This is a genomic window from Acinetobacter sp. P1(2023) (genome assembly GCF_028367635.1).
In the GTDB taxonomy this organism is placed as follows: Bacteria; Pseudomonadota; Gammaproteobacteria; order Pseudomonadales; family Moraxellaceae; genus Acinetobacter; species Acinetobacter pittii_E.
The window spans coordinates 99,589-118,964 of record NZ_JAQNDD010000012.1 but is presented as its reverse complement, the minus strand read 5'-3'; the positions used below and the strand labels follow the sequence as shown (position 1 = coordinate 118,964).

Sequence of the window (19,376 nt, the reverse complement as noted above, 5' to 3'; positions counted from 1 at the left end):
CTGAATCAACTGCGAAATTAACGCCATCTGTATTTGGTCCAATTCCATCAACAATGGCCGTACCTGGTAATGATGGGTTGCCTGCAGGGTCTGTTGCTACTGCTTTAACTTCATCACCATCATTTAAGCCCGGATTCGTTACCGACCAGCTGCCATCTGTACCTGCCACAACTGTTGCAGTCGTACCGTCAGGATAAGTCACATCACAGTTGAACCAGGTTCTGCTGTACCTGTAATCGGGTCTGTTCCGTTAACCGGGTCAATTACTGGGGCATTTGGTGCTGTGGTATCGATCGTATAAGTTTGTGTATCTTTAACAGTGCTGCTATTACCTGCCGCATCTGTAAACGTTACAGTAGCATCAATCGTTTTATCTGCATCAGCTGTTAAACCACTACCTGGTACGCTTACTGTCCATGTACCCGCTGCTTTATCTACAGTTGCATTATAAGTTACCCCATTAATAACAACTGTAACGGCCGTATTCGCCGCATCTGCTGGAATATTTTTCAATACACCTGTAATGGTGACATTGCCCGCTGCTTCCGATGCATTAATCACATTGTCAGAAGTAACAGGGTCAACTGTGAAGGTCACCCCATCTGTACTTGGTGGTGTTGTATCAGTAGGTGTTGAAGAATCATCATCACTATCACTGTTCGATGCGGCAGCAATAATACCACCCGCAACTAATGGGATAGCCCATAGCCATGGGTTTATGCCTGCATCGTGATAAAGTAATGGCTCAATTGAAGAAATAGGTTGATAAATAACATCAGACACCAACTCTTGTGGTGCTTCTGCTGGTAAAGCAGCTGGTAAATCTTCTGCTACCAGAGCTTGTGGTTCAACATCGCTGTCAGCATCGGCATCTGCGTCAGCATCTGCGTCGGCATCATTTTCAGCATCTTTGAATTTTGCCCAAATTAGCTGTCCATTTTCATCTTGAAAAACAAGGCTGTTATCTTTAGGTTCAGCTGTACCGCTAAAGAAGTCTTCAATAACAATGGTTTGGCCATTTTTCAGGCGAATAACTGCATTGGTACCCTCCCTATTTACTACCAACACATCACTGGCAGCTACTTTTACCAATACGACCGATGCTTCTGAAAGCTTTGCAGAAGTTCCCTCTGTTGTTGCTAAGGTTTTATGATTGTCCTTAGCAATAATTTGTATTTCAGGCATATCTGTATTCCTTTTATATTATTGATTTAAATGATTTTATGTATAATTCTTTTTACTTAATGTTTCTAAGTTTTTGACCTACAACTTAAAAACATTAAGTAATGTGATCATTTTTACATTAAACACTTTAAAATAAAAAAAACAAATACTAAAGTACCTAAAGAAAAAATTTTAATTAATACAAATTATATATAAGTCTTTATTAGGTTTTTCTTGTGTTAATTTAATGAAATATTGCATTAAATGTTTTATATATAAAACAAATTTAATATTTTATTATTTACCATTTGTTGAAAAATCATTTAATTAAAATATTCATATAACACTTATTAATATCTTAATAAAATAAAATATATTATTAATGATATATATAGAAAAAAAAGGCTTTAGATAATATTTTACTATTACACTAAAACCTAATTTTTAAATGGATTATAAAAATTAAAACTATTTAAATTTAGAAATTATCAGGACTCTCAAATCGTTTTACTTCTTGTAACTTATTTGGATCATGCATTGTTGCAATTCCATCCTCAGTTTTTTGGTCAACAAGAATATCTGGATTAAAAACAGTGATCGTCTCTCTGCCCAGTGCATCTTCTCCAACAATATACTGAAAACCTCTTCGGTTCATCTTATGACACAATCTCTGATAGAAACCTTTTAAGCCTTCAGTTTCTTCATTCGGATTGTAATAAAAAGCATTCATCACAGCTGGCAGGCCTAGACCACAGACTATCCCGGATAACAATACACTGATAAAGGTATAACCAATTAAGATACTACTATAAGGACTTAAAGCAGGAATATTGGCAACAGCCAAAATCAATGCAAGTGAAATCCCTCCTCGTACTCCTCCCCAAGATAAAATGGTCAAACTACCATTGTAGCTTTTGGTTCTACGCATTGTAGGGAAAAAGGCAAAAGCCATGAAGTTAGCTGCAAAACGAGAAATATGTAGGATAAAGAACGCAACAATACCGCCTAAAATCAGGCTGAAGTTTAAATCCAGAATAAATAGCTCTAAACCAATTAAAGTGAATAAGAAGGAGTTAATAATTCCTTCTACAGTGTGCCAGAAATGGTTAACTTCTTGAATCTCACGCTCTTCTCGTATTTCTTTCCATTTGTTCCCAACAATTAAGCCCCCAATTACACAAGCAATTGGTGCTGATGCATGCGCAAACAAAGCAACTAAATATGCTCCACTCGCGAGTAGTGCGGTTGTTAAAATCAGGGACTCCATTTCGTGTTTACCACGTAATAGACGCAATACCCCTACCCCAAATGCCCAGCCAATCCCGACTGCAACAACAATTTCATAGAGTAGAGCTTCTAAGGTTGCGACCAATGAGAAATGTTCACCTTGCAAAACATTGAGTAAAGTCATAAACAATGCAATACACATTGCATCATTAAATAATGATTCACCTTCTAGCTTAACAATTAAATGATGAGGTGCACGAATCGAACTAAGTACACCTTTAATACCAATAGGGTCTGTTGCTCCTAAAGCTGCACCTAAAAGTAACAACACCAGAATTGGCACGTGATATCCAACTAGTAATTGGAATCCGTACAGTAAACTGCCAAACAATACGGCGCAAAGCACTAAGGCAATCGTTGCCAAAATACTAATTTGTTTCCAATAACTTTTTAGATCTGAAATTTTAAATTTGAGTGCCGAAGAAGTCAGAATAAAACAAATAACACCATTAATTAAAAAATCATAAAAATCGATATGGCGTACTGCTTCTTCAATATTATGAATATTGATGGTGATAAACTGGTTACCGTTTAGTAGGCTAGCACCCCACTGTAGAATAAAGACAAAAATCGCAGAAACAAGAGGAACACCAATAGCTTGGGGAAAACCCAAAATACGTTTATTAAAAATCGTGGTTGCAATTGATAGCGCAAAAACCACTGTAAATGCTTGTAGTAGAAAAAAATTACCCATGAACACCCTTCTTCTGGGTCAACGACCAAATAAGAAAATTTTGCTAGGTCGACCAAACTAAACAAAATGTAGGCATTAATAATGCCATGATCATAAAAAATGAAAATTCGGATGCAAGTTTAACGAATTGATTGAACAATCTATCAATCTGTTAAATTTCTTAACATTATTTATAGTTAACATTTAAAGGAAGATGGATGAGCTTCTTAAATAATATTAATAAGTCTCATCCTTCTATATTTAGATTGAATTATTGAAGGTATCACACTGGTTAATGTCACCGGTTTTTAAACCGACTTGGAACCAATGCATTCGCTGTTCACTGCTACCATGAGTAAAGCTATCAGGAACGATCTGACCAGTAGAACGCTTCTGTAAATAATCATCTCCAATTTTTTGAGCAGCATCCATTGCTTCTTCAATGTCACCTTGCTCTAAAAACTGAGTTCGCTGTTGATTATGGTTAGCCCAAATACCCGCTAAACAGTCAGCTTGTAATTCTTGACGGACAGATAATTGGTTACCTTCTCTTTGACTGACTTGTGCACGGGCTTGCTGGACTTGTGACGAAATACCGAGCAGAGTTTGAACATGGTGCCCTACCTCATGTGCAACAACATAAGCTTGTGCAAAATCACCAGCCTGATCTTCTCTGGAAAGTTCAGTTTGGTTTTGTTCACCAGAAATTCCCATTTGCTGACGCATATCTTTAAAGAATTCTGTATCGATATAAACCTTTTGGTCTGCCGGGCAATAAAATGGCCCCATGGCAGATTGGGCAGTGCCACATCCTGACTGAATCATTCCACTAAACAATACTAATCTTGGGGGGGTATAAGTTTTACCCAGCTGTTTAAATATAGGAGCCCACGTATCCTCTGTATCAGCCAAAACTGTTCCAACAAAATCAGAAGCCTCTTTTTGTTCGGCTGTTAGACTCTCTGGTGCAGTTGCATTTGATTGCTGGGAAGCAGTAACCTGCTGCGTTGCTTGATAAGCCTGTTGTGGATCGACCCCAAAAAACTTCCACGCAACAAACGCAACAACCAAACCAATAATACTGATACCACCCGCTCTAACACCGCCACCACCTCGGCGGTCTTCCACATTGCTACTAATTCGACGACCTTTCCAGCGCATAATTTCCCTCTTCTTTTTAGAATGGCATCATGAACCCGATGCTTTTTTAGGCCACATTTTTTGTATTAAGCTTACAATTAATAAAACAATTGCACCCGCAACTAGTCCTATTCCAAAGTTAATCAGTGTCGGTGTTAAAGCACCAATGATATTACCTACCGCTGGTATTGTTTCTACGTGATCCACTGTATCTTCAGTTAAATGATGAAGTAACGGAATTGTATGATTAATAATCCCGCCACCCACTAAAAACATTGCAATAGTGCCCACGATTGAAAGTAATTTCATCAAAATAGGAGCAAAAGCCAATAGACCTCGACCTATAGTTTGTTTAAAAGAGGCAGTTTGTTTAGTTAAATATAACCCTAAGTCATCAATTTTAACAATCATGCCAACCAGACCATACACACCGATTGTCATGACAACGGCAATAATGCTGAGAACACTTACCTTAGTCATTAAAGTAGCTGTAGCCACAGTACCTAAAGAAATAACGACAATTTCAGCTGATAAAATAAAGTCTGTCCTTACTGCTCCTTTTATTTTTTCTTTCTCAAAATTTGCTAAATCTAATTCTTCACTATCAAGCTCTGCTTTTGCTTCTTCTTGTGTAGAAGCTTTTTTATGCATAATGGTATGGAGAACTTTCTCCACTCCCTCATAACATAAAAATAAACCTCCGAGCATTAATAAAGGATTAATAAGCCAAGGCGCAATCACGCTAATTAATAAAGCTAAAGGCACTAAAATGAGCTTATTAACAAATGAGCCTTTAGCGACTTTCCAAACAATAGGAAGCTCACGATCTGCACGAACACCTGTTACTTGCTGGGCATTCAGGGCTAAATCATCACCTAAAACTCCGGCAGTTTTCTTCGCTGCCATTTTACTCATTAAAGCAACATCATCTAAAATTGTTGCAATATCATCTAGTAATAAAAGTAAGCCACTTGCCATTTCTTATCCAAGTTTGTATTTATTAAGCTATTGTAAGATGATTTTTTTGAATTTCTGTAATTTTACTGAATAAATTCACAATATTATTTTAAGAAAAGTTTATCCAATCGCTGACGAATTTTTTTTATTTCCCGTACAATAATGCCAATCTTTTATATTGCAGGGCTTACTACCCTCTGATTAAGCCAATAAGACAGTGGAATAAATAATGAGTAATGTTGATCAGCGTCCAATTATTTTGACAGGCGACCGCCCAACCGGACAACTTCATCTTGGGCATTTTGTCGGTTCTTTGCGTTCTCGTGTAGGTTTACAGGATAGCCATCATCAACATCTCTTGTTAGCAGATGCACAAGCATTAACAGACAATGCAGATAACCCAGATAAAGTCCGTCGCAATATTTTGGAAGTAGCTCTAGATTATCTAGCTGTCGGCATTGATCCAACAAAAACTACCATTTGTGTTCAATCTTGCTTGCCAGCACTGAATGAGCTCACCATGCTCTATCTTAACTTCGTAACTGTTGCACGTTTAGAACGTAACCCAACCATTAAATCTGAAATTCAAATGCGTGGTTTCGAGCGTGATATTCCAGCCGGTTTCCTCTGCTACCCTGTTGCACAAGCGGCTGACATTACTGCTTTCAAAGCGACTGTCGTTCCAGTAGGTGAAGATCAGATTCCAATGATTGAACAAACGAACGAAGTGGTACGCCGTGTAAACCGTCAAATTGGTCAAGATCTTTTGCCTGAATGTAAAGCTTTGCTTTCTAACATGGCACGTTTACCTGGCTTTGATGGTAAAGCGAAAATGTCTAAATCATTAGGCAATACCATCGTTTTAAATGCTTCTGATAAAGACATTAAAAAAGCTGTAAATGCAATGTATACAGATCCAAACCACCTTCGTATCGAAGATCCAGGTCAAGTTGAAGGCAATATTGTATTTACCTATTTAGATGCATTTGATCCAAATAAAGAAGAAGTTGAAGAGTTAAAAGCTCACTATCGTCGTGGTGGTCTTGGTGATGGTACAGTTAAAAAACGTCTTGAAGGTGTGTTAAAAGAGTTAATTACGCCTATTCGTGAACGTCGCGAAGAACTTGCTAAAGATCCTGACTACATTATGGATGTTTTACGCCAAGGTACAGATAAGTGTCGACTTATTACTCAGCAGACTTTAGACGAAGTTAAAGATGGTTTAGGTTTATTTAGATTTTAATTCTGTTTGAAACTAAAAGCCCTGCGGGGCTTTTTTTGTATTTGTTTAATTTTTATAATATTCATTTTTTAGAATTACTAACCTATTGACGACTATTCACATGCTTTTACCCTATTAACGTGAAGTAACACTTATTAACGCTAATAGCAATGAAGAGAATCTTAACTGTATTTATTATTTACTGTGTAGGTCACATCATATGAGACTCACGACATTTCTCCTTAAACCGAAACTGTTTTTACAGATTCGTTGTTCTACGCAATGATCACCCCAATCATTGCGTATTTTTTTGCCTAAATATTTTATTTTGATTTAACTTTACTTATAAAATTTTGCTTATTTATCTTTAATAAATAAAAAAGCACCGCATCATTTTCAGATGCGGTGCTTTTTAAGATTCAGGATAAAGCGATTAAGCTAAGCCTTTCTCTTTTAAAACTTGCAACATTGTTGAACCAAGCTCAGCTGGGCTACGAGTGTAAGCCATGCCTGCTTTTTCAAATGCAGCGAATTTCTCTTCAGCAGTACCTTGACCACCAGAAATGATCGCACCAGCGTGACCCATACGTTTACCTTTAGGTGCAGTTACACCAGCAATGTAACCTACTACAGGCTTAGTCACGTTAGATTTGATGAATTCAGCAGCTTCTTCTTCTGCTGTACCACCGATCTCACCGATCATGATGATTGCATCAGTATCTGGATCGTCTTGGAACAATTGAAGAGCTTCGATTTGGTTCATACCTGGGATTGGGTCACCACCGATACCGATACAAGTAGACTGACCTAAACCAAGCTTAGTTGTTTGAGCAACAGCTTCATAAGTCAATGTACCTGAACGTGAGATGATACCAATACGACCTGGTTGGTGAATGTGACCAGGCATAATACCAATCTTACATTCACCTGGAGTGATCACGCCTGGGCAGTTAGGACCAACTAAACGAGTACCGTTACCGTTAGTTTCTAAATAACGTTTTGCTTTAAGCATGTCGATTGTTGGAACACCTTCAGTGATCACAACGATTAGGCCAACACCTGAATCAACCGCTTCAACGATTGAGTCTAAAACGAATGGAGCTGGTACATAGATTACAGATGCATCTGCATTTGTTTCACGTACAGCTTCTTTCATTGTGTTGAATACTGGTAGGTCAAGGTGAGTAGTACCACCTTTACCTGGAGTAACACCACCAACAACTTTTGTACCGTAGTCTAAAGCTTGTGCAGAGTGGAAAGTACCGTTTTTACCAGTAAAACCTTGTACCAATACTTTAGTGTCTTTATTAATTAATACGCTCATGATTGATACTCCCCTTACGCTTTAACTGCAGCTACAACTTTTTCTGCGGCATCAGACAAACCGTTCGCAGAAATTAATTTCAAACCAGATTCATCAAGTAATTTAGCACCTAACTCAGCGTTGTTACCTTCTAAACGAACAACAACTGGAACAGTTACATTTACTTCTTGAACCGCTGCAATAATTGCTTCAGCAATCATGTCACAACGTACGATACCACCAAAGATGTTGATTAAAACACCTTGTACAGACGTATCAGCAAGGATGATTTTGAACGCTTCGATTACGCGCTCTTTAGTTGCACCGCCACCAACGTCAAGGAAGTTTGCAGGCTGACCACCATAAAGTTTAATGATGTCCATAGTTGCCATTGCAAGACCAGCACCGTTAACCATACAACCAATGTTACCTTCTAAAGCAACATAGTTAAGGTCGAATTCAGATGCTTTTAATTCACGCTCATTCTCTTGAGATTTGTCACGTAAAGCAGCAACTTTAGGTAAACGGTAAAGCGCGTTAGAGTCGATACCTACTTTAGCATCTACACATAAAATTTCGCCATTTTCACGAACTGAAAGTGGGTTAATTTCAAATAATGCAAAGTCATTTTCAACAAATGCTTGGTAAGCAGCTGTCATGATTTTTACAAATTGACCGATTTGTTTGTCTTTCAAACCTAACGCAAACGCAACTTCACGCGCTTGGAATGGTTGTAAACCAACTAATGGATCAACTTCAACTTTGATAATTTTTTCTGGAGTTTCTTCTGCAACTTTCTCGATTTCTACACCACCTTCTGTAGAAGCCATGAAAGTAATACGACGGCTAGAACGGTCTACAACCGCGCCCAAGTAAAGCTCACGCTCAACTGGGTATACGTCTTCAGCAACAATAATGCTGTTTACTGGTTGACCATTTGCATCTGTTTGATACGTTACAAGACGAGTACCAATGATATTGTTTGCAAATTCGATAACGTCTTCTTTAGATTTTGCAACTTTAACGCCACCAGCCTTACCACGACCACCAGCATGAACTTGCGCTTTCATTACCGCGAATTTACCACCAAGCTGTTCAAATGCAGCAACTGCTTCGTCTGCATTGGTAGCCAAGATACCTTCTTGTACTGGCATACCATATTCTTTCAATAACGCTTTAGCTTGATACTCATGTAAGTTCATTTAGTTACCTACTTAACTTTGTTTGTTGTCTTCAATTTGCGCAACATTCTCATGTTGCATATGCAAATTGCTGTCTACGTCTTTCACCTTGATGCTTTTTTAATCACACCATCGAATGTGAAAAAGAGCGGAGAACCGCTCTTTATTTTATTTACGCTTACGTTGAATCGCGTGAATTGCACGACCATCTACAGCAAGTGCAGCTTCATGAACAACTTCAGAGAATGTTGGGTGACCAAATGTCATTAACTGAAGATCTTCAACAGAAGATACAAATTCAAGAGCGATCATACCTTGGTGTACGATATCAGATGCTGCAGGTCCAATAACATGCATACCTAATAAACGGTCAGTTTTTGCATCAGCAACAAACTTAACAAAACCAGCACCTTCACCCGCCGCTAAAGCACGACCATTTACAGCAAAACCGAATTGACCAGTTTTAACTTCATGACCTTTTTCTTTAGCTTGTTCTTCAGTTAAACCAACCCAAGCCGCTTCCGGATGTGTATAGATAACAGAAATGATTGTGTCATAGTTCACTTGAGCTGCATGACCGTGAATACGTTCAACAGCCATTACACCTTCTTCCATTGCTTTATGAGCAAGCATTGGACCGCGAACCAAGTCACCAATCGCGTATACACCTTCTACAGAAGTTGCACAGTGATCGTTTACTTCTACTAGACCACGTTCAGTCAATTTAATGCCTGAATCATCTGCCAATAAACCTTCTGCATAAGCTTTACGGCCTACACAAACGATTAATTTGTCAAAAGTCTGAGTTTTTTCTTCGCCACCTTGAGTGTATTTAACAGTCACTTCACGACCATTAATTTCAGTACCAGAAACTTTAGCACCAATACGAATATCAAGGCCTTGCTTAGTTAAAAGTTTTTGATAGTCTTTTGCCAAAGCTTTATCAGCCATTGGTAAGAATGCATCCATTGCTTCAAAAACAACAACTTCAGCACCAAGACGACGCCAAACAGAACCAAGCTCTAAACCGATTACACCCGCACCAATAACACCTAAACGCTTAGGTACTTCTGGGAAGTTCAATGCACCAGTTGAATCAACAATAATATCTTGATCTACAGGAGCTACTGGAATGTTTACAGGTACAGAACCAGACGCAAGAATAACGTATTTAGGCTCTAAAACTTGAGTTTCACCTTCATGAGAAACGAACTCAACTTTTTTACCAGCAAGTAATTTACCAGTACCTTTTAACCACTCAATACCATTGCCTTTAAGCAATTGATCGATACCACCAGTTAATTGGTCAACAATTTTGTCTTTACGAGCAAGAAGCTTAGCAAGATCAAAATTCACTTCACCTGTAGTGATACCGTGATCAGCTAAGTGATGTACTGTATCTTCATAACGGTGAGAAGAGTCAAGTAATGCTTTAGAAGGAATACAACCCACGTTTAAGCATGTACCACCTAAAGATGGCTTACCGTTGTGAATACGTTTTTCAATACAAGCGACTTTAAAACCTAGTTGAGCAGCGCGAATCGCAGCTTCATAACCACCAGGACCACCGCCAATAACAACAAGATCAAATTGTTGAGACATTGTTTATCTCCATGGTCCGAGATAGAGGATCACTCTACCTCGGTAATATTATTCGAAGAAATTAAAGATCAAGGATGAGTTTAGCTGGTTCTTCTAACAATTCTTTGATTGCTACCAAGAAACCTACAGCTTCTTTACCATCAATCATACGATGGTCATAAGAAAGCGCTAAATACATCATTGGCAAGATTTCAACTTGACCATTTACAGCCATAGGACGCTCTTGGATTTTGTGCATACCCAAGATACCAGTTTGTGGCTGATTCAAAATTGGAGTTGAAAGTAATGAACCGAAAGTACCACCGTTAGTGATTGTGAAAGTACCACCAGTCATTTCTTCGATAGATAATTTACCATCACGTGCTTTACCAGCATAAGCAGCAATACCTGCTTCAACTTCTGCATAGCTCATACGGTCAGTATCACGTAATACTGGAACAACAAGACCACGATCAGAAGATACTGCAACACCGATGTCATAGTAACCGTGATAAACAATATCATCGCCATCAATTGAAGCATTTACCGCTGGGTAGCGTTTAAGTGCTTCAGTAGCAGCTTTAACAAAGAATGACATGAAGCCTAAACGAGCACCATGGCGTTTTTCAAACGCATCTTTATATTGCTTACGTAATTCCATGATTGGCTTCATGTTAACTTCGTTGAATGTCGTTAACATTGCTGTTTCTTGAGTAGCAGCAAGAAGACGCTCAGCTACACGCTTACGTAAACGAGTCATTGGAACACGTTTTTCGATACGCTCACCAACAGCTACGCTTAACGGAGTAACGTTAGCAGCTGGTTTAGCTTGATGGTTTGCCACATCTTCTTTAGTGATACGACCACCACGGCCAGTACCTTGTACGTCAGCAGCAGCAATACCAGATTCAGTTAACGCTTTACGAACTGCAGGAGCTTGGTCAGATACAGTTTCTGTACGCTCAACAACAGGAGCCGCACCAGCTTGAGTCTGAGCAGCCGCTTGCTCTACTGCAGGAGCAGCCGCTGCTGCACCAGCACCAGCTTCAAACTGAGCAATCACTTCGTCAGAAAGAACTGTATCGCCTTCATCTTTAATGATCGCAACTAAGCTACCATCAGCAGGAGCAACAACTTCTAAAACAACTTTGTCGGTTTCAATATCACAGATCACTTCGTCACGTGATACAGGTTCACCCACCTTTTTATGCCAAGTTGCGATGGTTCCATCTGCAACAGACTCTGGGAATACCGGTGCTTTAATTTCGGTTGCCATTATTGAGAATCTCCTGATTGTTCAGCTTCGATTGCCAATGCATCATTAATTAGCTGAGCTTGTTGTTTTGCATGCAAGTACGGTGAGCCACAAGCTGGTGCAGCAGAAGCTTCACGACCTGCAAAACTGATACGGATTTGTTTGCCAGACTTTAAGATATCGTCATATAAACGAGGTGCAATAAATAACCATGCGCCTTGGTTCTTCGGCTCTTCTTGTGCCCAAACAAGTTCTTTCACGTTTGGATATGCAGCCAAGATTTCTGCAAGACGTTGCTCTGGATATGGATACAACTGTTCAATACGTACAATTGCGACATTAGTTAAGTTTTGTTCACGACGTTTTTCGAGTAAGTCGTAATAAACTTTACCGCCACAAAGTACAAGACGAGTTACATCTGACTTATTAATTTGATCGATTTCGTCAATTACAGTTTGGAATGAACCATTTGCAAGCTCTTCTAAAGTAGAAGTCGCAAGTTTATGACGAAGTAAAGATTTTGGTGACATTACAATCAATGGCTTACGAATTGGGCGTACAGCTTGACGACGTAATGCGTGGAAAATCTGTGCAGGTGTCGTTGGAGTGATCACTTGCATATTATCTTCAGCACATAACTGTAAGAAACGTTCTAAACGAGCTGATGAGTGTTCTGGACCTTGACCTTCGAAACCGTGTGGTAACAACATTGTTAAACCACAAACACGCTCCCACTTAGTCTCACCAGAAGCAATGAACTGGTCAATTACAACCTGAGCACAGTTTACGAAGTCACCAAATTGTGCTTCCCAAATAATTAAGCTCTTAGGAATTGTAGTTGCATAACCATATTCGAAAGCAAGAACAGCTTCTTCAGACAATAAAGAATCGTAAATTGCAAAACGTGGTTGGTTCTCTTTAACATGACAAAGAGGAATGTAAGTTGAACCGTCAGCTTGGTTATGCAATTTCGCATGACGGTGTGAGAAGGTACCACGACCCACGTCTTCACCAGTAATACGAACTAGATAGTCTTCATCTAGTAAAGTTGCATAAGCTAAAGTTTCTGCTGCACCCCAGTTTAAAGGAGTTTCACCAGTTTGCATTTTTACGCGATCTTCAATTACTTTTTGAACCTGACGCTGCATTACAAACCCTTCAGGAAGTTTGCTCATGCCCTCGCCTAATTCTTTTAAGCGATTTAAGTCAAATGAAGTATCCCAATCGTCTGTGTAGTCATGGCCCAAATATGGAGTCCAATCTACAAACATCTTGGTATTTGGTTCAAGAATTAATGCATTTGCTACATGATTACCCGCTTCTAAATCAGAACGATAATCTTCAACCATTTGGTCTGCTTCAGCACGATCAATTACTTTTTGTTGAACAAGTTGATCAGCATAAAGTGTACGAGTAGTTGCCTTCTTAGCAATTACTTGATACATCAATGGTTGTGTACCAGATGGCTCATCTGCTTCGTTATGGCCACGACGGCGATAACAGAACAAATCGATAACAACATCTTTACGGAATTCGTGACGGAAATCATGTGCTAATTGAGTAGCAAAGATAACAGCTTCAGGATCATCACCATTTACATGGAAAATTGGCGCCTGAATCATTTTAGCAACGTCTGTACAGTATTCTGTAGAACGTGCATCACGAGGGTCAGAAGTTGTGAAACCTACTTGGTTGTTCACAATAATATGAACTGTACCACCAACCGTATAGCCACGAGTTTGTGACATTTGGAAGGTTTCCATGTTCACGCCTTGACCTGCAAATGCCGCATCACCATGAACAATCACTGGTAAAACGTCATCACCGCCAATGTCTCTACGACGTACTTGACGTGCACGTACAGAACCTTCAACTACAGGCCCAACAATTTCCAAGTGAGATGGGTTAAATGCCAATGCCAAGTGAACTTCGCCACCTGGAGTCATTACATTACTTGAGAAACCTTGGTGGTATTTAACGTCGCCAGAACCTTTTTTATGAATTGATTTACCTTCGAACTCACCAAATAAGTCCGCAGGGTTTTTACCCATAATATTCACAAGAAGGTTTAAGCGTCCACGGTGTGGCATACCAATAACAACTTCTTTACAACCTACAGCACCAGCACGCTGGATAATCTCGTTTACCATAGGAATAAAAGATTCGCCGCCTTCAACACCAAAGCGTTTAGCACCGACGTATTTATTACCAAGATATTTTTCAAGACCTTCTGCAGCAGTTAAACGCTCTAAGAAGCCTTTCTTTTGATCATTTGTGTAATTGAATTTACCACGAGCACTTTCAAGACGCTGTTGAATCCAACGCTTTTCTTTTGTGTCCACGATATGCATGTATTCAACACCGATTGAACCACAATAGATTGCCTCCATTGCTTCAATCATTTCAGCAAGCGTTGCTTCACTTTTGCCGATTTCAAGATTGCCGGTATTGAATACAGTGTCTAAATCTGATTTGGTTAAACCGTGAGCTGAAAGATCTAAATCTGGAATCTCTTCACGCTTAGCAAGACCTAATGGATCTAATTTAGCTTTTTGATGTCCGCGATTACGATAAGCAGCAATAAGTTGTAAAACGCCAATTTGACGACGCTCATGCTCAGTACTTACCGTACTTTGTACAACAGGTTGAACACGATTAGCATTACGTCCTAGTAATAGGAATTGCTCACGCACAGCGCTGTGTGGTTGGTCACCCTTTGGATATTTATCGAAATATTGGCGCCAGTCCTCAGCTACAGAGGTTGGGGAAGTCAGGTACTGCTCGTAAAGTTCTTCAATATACGCTGCACTATCAGCGGAAAGTTCAGTGTCAAGACGCAATGCGTCAGCAACTTCTTGCATTTGTGGACCCATTTCCTATTGCAAAAAATATTACAGGCTGCCTTTTAAGCATACCCATGATGCATAATGCCAAATTGGTAAAAAAGGCATTACTTACCCAACAGGTCTTTAAGACCATGGGGCGTCATACTACCTAGAGAGAAAACTCCATAGGTAATTAATGAATCACAACGCCCTCAATGGCATCATCACTCACCTTATACTCGATTAAAACCGAGCAATTTTTTGCAAATCTTTTTAGAAAAATTAACTTTAAAATTAACTTTTCTAAAATGACTTTAACCATAAAAATTAAGCACAGATCTAAGATCGTGCTACTTAAATTAATTCTACTAGTATACGCTTTTTTCACCTATAACTTTGTGGCAAATCGTATCATGTTCTTAAACAACGATTGATTTTTTTGACACATACCATCTATAAATTGGCGAAATACATAAGCGATTTTATCTTTTAATATATGGTGCAATATATAAAAACCTCGCTCTTTTCGACCAAAGTCTAAAGTTTACATTATAAAATTAAAAAAAAACGCACATCAAGGATGCGCGTTTTCCATTTGTGCAGAATTAACCCGCTTGATCTAATAGCATATTACGGATGTGACCGATTGCTTTTGTAGGATTTAGACCTTTAGGACATACTGACACACAGTTCATAATACCTTTACAACGGAACAAACTGAACGGATCGTCAAGACGAGCCAAACGGTCTGCAGTAGCAGTATCACGAGAGTCGATAATAAAACGGTATGCATTCAACAATGCTGAAGGACCCAAGAATTTATCAGGGTTCCACCAGAATGATGGACATGAAGTTGAACAACATGCACAAAGAATACACTCATACAGACCATTTAAGTGTTCACGCTCTTCAGGAGACTGTAAACGCTCTTTAGGTGGAGCTGGCTGGTTATTGATCAAGAATGGCTGAATTTTGTCATATTGATCATAGAATTGGTTCATATCAACAACCAAATCTTTAATAACCGGCAAACCTGGTAATGGACGAATTACAATTTTCTCAGGTAGGTCGTTTAAATTCCATAAACAAGCCAAACCATTTTTACCATTAATATTCACACCATCCGAACCACAAATACCTTCACGGCAAGAACGACGGAATGTTAATGTTTCGTCTTGAACTTTCAATGCAAGTAATGCATCAAGCAACATACGGTGCTTATCAGTCAATTCAAGCTTGAAAGTTTGCATGTACGGCGCTTTATCCTTATCAGGATCATAGCGGTAGATTTCGAATGTACGAGTACCTCTACTCATCTTTATACTCCCGATTAGAATGTACGTGGTGCTGGTGGAATTGCATCAACAGTCAACGGTTTGAAGCGCACTGGCTTATATTCCAAACGGTTGTCTGATGAATACCATAAAGTATGCTTCATCCACTCATCATCACGGCGACCGTATGAATAAGTTGGGTGATCAGCTGGCAATTCATAATCAACTACCGTATGCGCACCACGACATTCTTTACGCGCAGCAGCTGAAATTAATGTCGCTTTTGCAACTTCATATAAGTTTTCAACTTCAAGCGCTTCAACACGTGCAGTGTTAAATACTTTAGATTTATCTTTCAAGTGAATATTACGTACACGTGGCTCAAGAGCAAGGATCTCTTTTACACCTTTATCAAGCAAAGCTTGAGTACGGAATACACCAGCATGGTCTTGAACGATATCACGAATTGCATCAGCAACTTCTTGAGCATTTTCACCAGAAGTTGACTCATCCAATTTACGTACGCGATCTAATGTTTGCTCTAATACGTTTGTTGGAAGCGGTGCATATTCATCACCATGATGCTTAGTTACGTAGTCGATAATGTGCTCACCAGCAGCTTTACCAAATACAACCAAGTCAAGAAGTGAGTTAGTACCTAAACGGTTTGCACCATGTACTGATACACAAGAACATTCACCAATTGCATAGAAACCTTTTACAGGTTTAGTGTAATTGTCTGTACCTGCTTCAGGTAAGCACACTTGACCATGCATATTCGTAGGAATACCACCCATTTGATAATGGATTGTTGGTACTACAGGAATTGGCTCTTTAGTGATGTCAACGTTCGCGAATTTTTTACCAATCTCAAATACAGATGGTAAACGCTTCATGATTGTATCAGCACCCAAGTGAGTCATATCAAGTAAGATATAATCACCTTTTGGACCGCAACCACGACCTTCTTTAATTTCTTGGTCCATAGAGCGTGATACAAAGTCACGTGGAGCCAAGTCTTTTAAAGTCGGTGCATAACGTTCCATGAACGGTTCGCCGTCTTTATTACGAAGGATCGCACCTTCGCCACGACAACCTTCAGTCAACAATACACCAGCGCCCGCAACACCTGTTGGGTGGAATTGCCAGAATTCCATATCTTGTAATGGAATACCTGCACGAGCAGCCATACCAAGACCGTCACCAGTATTGATATAAGCATTTGTTGATGCACGGTAAACACGACCAGCACCACCAGTCGCAAATAATGTCGCTTTTGCTTGGAATACTGCGATGTTACCAGTTTCTTGGTCAATCGCTGTTACACCAAGAACATCACCTGCTTCGTTACGGATCAAATCAAGAGCGATCCATTCAACGAAGAACTGAGTACCCATTTTCACGTTGCTTTGATAAAGCGTGTGCAATAACGCATGACCAGTACGGTCTGCTGCAGCACAAGCACGTGGAACTGGTTTATCACCATAGTTAGCAGAGTGACCACCGAACGGACGTTGGTAAATTGTACCATCAGCGTTACGGTCAAAAGGCATACCCATGTGTTCAAGTTCATACACAACTTTTGGTGCTTCACGACACATAAATTCAATTGCGTCTTGGTCACCTAACCAGTCAGAACCTTTTACTGTATCGTAAAAGTGGAAATGCCAGTTATCTTCTTGCATGTTACCTAACGACGCACCGATACCACCTTGAGCGGCTACTGTGTGCGAACGTGTCGGGAAAACTTTAGTGAGCACTGCAACCTTCAAACCCGCTTGAGCGAGTTGGTAAGATGCACGCATACCAGAACCACCACCACCAACGATAACTGCATCGAAAGTGAGGTTTTGAATATTTGAATAATCTTCTTTAGGGGTTATCGCGCCCATGATATCTTCCTATCAATTCGCCCAGAAAATCTGGATACCCCAGATTGCGTACACAAACACTGCAATAATGACAGCCGTCGTCAGTACAAGGCGTAAACCTTTCGCTGAAGGACCCATTTGACGTGTAGTGACATAGTCAGTGAAAACTTGCCACATACCAATCCATGCGTGTGCGATAAGCGATAAAATTGCCAATAAAGAAAAAATCTTCATTGGTAATGTCATCATGAAGCCAGCCCACTGTTGATAGTCAAATCCGCCTTTGCAGAGAATCCAACCAAAAAGAACAACAGTATAAGCCGCTAATACAACCGCACTTACACGCTGGATAAACCAATCACGAGAACCTGAACCAGTTAAACCTGTAGCACTTTTCATTAGAACATAATCCATACAAAGGCTGCGATAATGGCTACCACAGATAAGATCAATGAAATTGTCGCTGCAATACGACCACTTTGCAGTTCTTCAGCAAAACCTAAATCTGCAAGTAAGTGCTTAACTCCAGCAATAAAGTGGAATATCAAGCCGGCTGCAAATACCCAAACAACAAAACGTACAAGGATATTTCCAAAAACGACATTTTTAACGTAGTCAAATCCTTCTGGTGAAGATAATGATTTATCTAGAATCCATAAGAGAACTGGTACTAATAAGAAAACGATGACACCTGATAAACGGTGTAAAATTGATGCAATAGCCACGGGTGAGCGTAAATTTACCGCTAACACCTGACCCATGGACAAATTGACAGGTCTGTTGCTTTTCACAGCGGGCATCCTGTAGGTAGAAACTCCGACCGGAGTTTGTTGAATTAATTCCAAGGAAAGCTGGCATTGTTAGGCAAGCACAGCTCATGCCTAACCTATAAACGACACTGAATTATAAAACGCGAAGTATCAAAATACAAACGATCCACTTTGCCTTTTCAGCAAAAAATCATTAAATAAGAATCATTCATAACAATATTCCTTCACTACTCCTATAAAAAGAAGAAGTTCCTACACATCATGTCATTGTTTAAAATAACTTTTTATTTAATTTCATTTTTTCTGAAATTTCTTTTAAATAAGTCTATTTTAGACTAAAGATAAAGTTATAAATTCCTCATATAAATAGAAAAATGATGGCAATACCTCATATTTTGTAATCAGGTCACAATTCAAATAAGTGAAACTACTTATATTCAAATACATATTAAGTAATCTGAACTATTTTTTTAAAAGATTAAATCTATTTTAAAAATTTCTTATCATTTCAATCATGTCTGATAAGCTATTTTTTATACAATTAAACTTAAAAAAAGAACAATATTCTTTGTTACAACTAAATAAAAATACATTGTTTTTTGATTAGCAATTTGAAATTACACCATGAGTTTTATGATTTTTTTAATTAGATTGGCATTTTCTACCGTCTTATTATTTAGAATTTTAATTTAAAAATTTGCTTACAATTGTACTCACCCTTCATTTTTTTTCTGCACGTTCCTGTTGAATTGACTTATTATACCATCCCGATGCAGTGATTTTACTGACTTTTTTGCTCGGGTCTTGATGACTAACTCTCTGTGGGAACGTCATTTTTTATCCATAAGTATAATTGACAAAATTTCAGTACTC

General features: G+C 39.0%; 15 protein-coding genes and 2 pseudogenes. 2 read left to right on the top strand and 15 right to left on the bottom strand.

The genetic code is table 11. The features are described 5' to 3' along the window. The 5 genes and pseudogenes from POD11_RS17650 to POD11_RS16055 form a co-directional block, all read right to left on the bottom strand. Nucleotides 1-202: pseudogene (locus POD11_RS17650) on the bottom strand (Ig-like domain-containing protein); the annotation flags it as partial. Between the two features lie 56 nt (nt 203-258). After that, a pseudogene (locus POD11_RS16070) lies at nt 259-1,185 on the bottom strand (BapA/Bap/LapF family prefix-like domain-containing protein); the annotation flags it as partial. Nucleotides 1,186-1,642: 457 nt separating this feature from the next. Next, entirely contained in the window at nt 1,643-3,145 is a 1,503-nt protein-coding gene (locus POD11_RS16065) for a cation:proton antiporter (RefSeq protein WP_016143220.1), read from the bottom strand. A gap of 240 nt (nt 3,146-3,385) precedes the next feature. Continuing rightward, nucleotides 3,386-4,285: a KPN_02809 family neutral zinc metallopeptidase gene (gene ypfJ, locus POD11_RS16060; protein WP_262457904.1), complete on the bottom strand. Its 900-nt coding sequence runs from the start codon at nt 4,283-4,285 to the stop codon at nt 3,386-3,388. A gap of 27 nt (nt 4,286-4,312) precedes the next feature. Next, nucleotides 4,313-5,242: a DUF808 domain-containing protein gene (locus POD11_RS16055; protein ID WP_016143218.1), complete on the bottom strand. Its 930-nt coding sequence runs from the start codon at nt 5,240-5,242 to the stop codon at nt 4,313-4,315. A gap of 208 nt (nt 5,243-5,450) precedes the next feature. Here POD11_RS16055 and trpS point away from each other — a divergent pair, with 208 nt between their 5' ends. Further along, the gene (trpS, locus tag POD11_RS16050) at nt 5,451-6,464 is read left to right on the top strand and encodes a tryptophan--tRNA ligase (RefSeq protein ID WP_016143217.1); all 1,014 of its coding nucleotides are present in this window, start codon (nt 5,451-5,453) and stop codon (nt 6,462-6,464) included. Between the two features lie 412 nt (nt 6,465-6,876). Here trpS and sucD read toward each other — a convergent pair whose 3' ends face one another. From sucD to sdhC, 10 genes are all read right to left on the bottom strand, one after another. Further along, nucleotides 6,877-7,767, bottom strand: a complete 891-nt coding sequence (gene sucD, locus POD11_RS16045; protein WP_000114637.1) for a succinate--CoA ligase subunit alpha — start codon at nt 7,765-7,767, stop codon at nt 6,877-6,879. A gap of 14 nt (nt 7,768-7,781) precedes the next feature. Further along, a complete protein-coding gene (gene sucC, locus POD11_RS16040) occupies nt 7,782-8,948 on the bottom strand; it encodes an ADP-forming succinate--CoA ligase subunit beta (RefSeq protein WP_001048573.1) in 1,167 nt (388 codons plus the stop codon). A gap of 147 nt (nt 8,949-9,095) precedes the next feature. Then, a complete protein-coding gene (gene lpdA / locus POD11_RS16035; RefSeq protein ID WP_002116053.1) occupies nt 9,096-10,529 on the bottom strand; it encodes a dihydrolipoyl dehydrogenase in 1,434 nt (477 codons plus the stop codon). 61 nt (nt 10,530-10,590) lie between these two features. After that, entirely contained in the window at nt 10,591-11,784 is a 1,194-nt protein-coding gene (gene odhB, locus POD11_RS16030; protein WP_016143216.1) for a 2-oxoglutarate dehydrogenase complex dihydrolipoyllysine-residue succinyltransferase, read from the bottom strand. After that, nucleotides 11,784-14,624 (bottom strand): 2-oxoglutarate dehydrogenase E1 component, encoded by a 2,841-nt coding sequence (locus tag POD11_RS16025; protein ID WP_016143215.1) that lies wholly within the window; start codon nt 14,622-14,624, stop codon nt 11,784-11,786. The genes odhB and POD11_RS16025 overlap by 1 nt, the downstream gene beginning before the upstream one ends. A gap of 157 nt (nt 14,625-14,781) precedes the next feature. After that, on the bottom strand, nt 14,782-14,910 hold the full coding sequence (locus POD11_RS16015; RefSeq protein ID WP_002116082.1) for a hypothetical protein: 129 nt from the start codon (nt 14,908-14,910) through the stop codon (nt 14,782-14,784). A 283-nt stretch (nt 14,911-15,193) separates the two neighbouring features. Next, nucleotides 15,194-15,904: a succinate dehydrogenase iron-sulfur subunit gene (locus POD11_RS16010; RefSeq protein WP_004705893.1), complete on the bottom strand. Its 711-nt coding sequence runs from the start codon at nt 15,902-15,904 to the stop codon at nt 15,194-15,196. A 14-nt stretch (nt 15,905-15,918) separates the two neighbouring features. Next, a complete protein-coding gene (gene sdhA, locus POD11_RS16005) occupies nt 15,919-17,754 on the bottom strand; it encodes a succinate dehydrogenase flavoprotein subunit (protein ID WP_002116225.1) in 1,836 nt (611 codons plus the stop codon). A 12-nt stretch (nt 17,755-17,766) separates the two neighbouring features. After that, complete coding sequence (sdhD, locus tag POD11_RS16000; protein ID WP_000833672.1) at nt 17,767-18,132, bottom strand: succinate dehydrogenase, hydrophobic membrane anchor protein; 366 nt, start codon at nt 18,130-18,132, stop codon at nt 17,767-17,769. Beyond that, nucleotides 18,132-18,533 carry a succinate dehydrogenase, cytochrome b556 subunit gene (sdhC, locus tag POD11_RS15995; RefSeq protein WP_075384165.1) on the bottom strand — a complete coding sequence of 134 codons (402 nt, stop codon included), beginning with the start codon at nt 18,531-18,533 and terminating at the stop codon, nt 18,132-18,134. The genes sdhD and sdhC overlap by 1 nt, the downstream gene beginning before the upstream one ends. Nucleotides 18,534-19,005: 472 nt before the next feature. Here sdhC and POD11_RS15990 point away from each other — a divergent pair, with 472 nt between their 5' ends. After that, entirely contained in the window at nt 19,006-19,110 is a 105-nt protein-coding gene (locus POD11_RS15990) for a hypothetical protein (RefSeq protein ID WP_080649564.1), read from the top strand. Nucleotides 19,111-19,376: the final 266 nt, after the last annotated feature.

What these genes read in the sequence shown, in the direction of transcription:
- POD11_RS16065 (WP_016143220.1), bottom strand. Translation starts at nt 3,145, where the DNA reads ATGGGTAATTTTTTTCTACTACAAGCATTTACAGTGGTTTTTGCGCTA.
- ypfJ (WP_262457904.1), bottom strand. Translation starts at nt 4,285, where the DNA reads ATGCGCTGGAAAGGTCGTCGAATTAGTAGCAATGTGGAAGACCGCCGA.
- POD11_RS16055 (WP_016143218.1), bottom strand. Translation starts at nt 5,242, where the DNA reads ATGGCAAGTGGCTTACTTTTATTACTAGATGATATTGCAACAATTTTA.
- trpS (WP_016143217.1), top strand. Translation starts at nt 5,451, where the DNA reads ATGAGTAATGTTGATCAGCGTCCAATTATTTTGACAGGCGACCGCCCA.
- sucD (WP_000114637.1), bottom strand. Translation starts at nt 7,767, where the DNA reads ATGAGCGTATTAATTAATAAAGACACTAAAGTATTGGTACAAGGTTTT.
- sucC (WP_001048573.1), bottom strand. Translation starts at nt 8,948, where the DNA reads ATGAACTTACATGAGTATCAAGCTAAAGCGTTATTGAAAGAATATGGT.
- lpdA (WP_002116053.1), bottom strand. Translation starts at nt 10,529, where the DNA reads ATGTCTCAACAATTTGATCTTGTTGTTATTGGCGGTGGTCCTGGTGGT.
- odhB (WP_016143216.1), bottom strand. Translation starts at nt 11,784, where the DNA reads ATGGCAACCGAAATTAAAGCACCGGTATTCCCAGAGTCTGTTGCAGAT.
- POD11_RS16025 (WP_016143215.1), bottom strand. Translation starts at nt 14,624, where the DNA reads ATGCAAGAAGTTGCTGACGCATTGCGTCTTGACACTGAACTTTCCGCT.
- POD11_RS16015 (WP_002116082.1), bottom strand. Translation starts at nt 14,910, where the DNA reads ATGGTTAAAGTCATTTTAGAAAAGTTAATTTTAAAGTTAATTTTTCTA.
- POD11_RS16010 (WP_004705893.1), bottom strand. Translation starts at nt 15,904, where the DNA reads ATGAGTAGAGGTACTCGTACATTCGAAATCTACCGCTATGATCCTGAT.
- sdhA (WP_002116225.1), bottom strand. Translation starts at nt 17,754, where the DNA reads ATGGGCGCGATAACCCCTAAAGAAGATTATTCAAATATTCAAAACCTC.
- sdhD (WP_000833672.1), bottom strand. Translation starts at nt 18,132, where the DNA reads ATGAAAAGTGCTACAGGTTTAACTGGTTCAGGTTCTCGTGATTGGTTT.
- sdhC (WP_075384165.1), bottom strand. Translation starts at nt 18,533, where the DNA reads ATGCCCGCTGTGAAAAGCAACAGACCTGTCAATTTGTCCATGGGTCAG.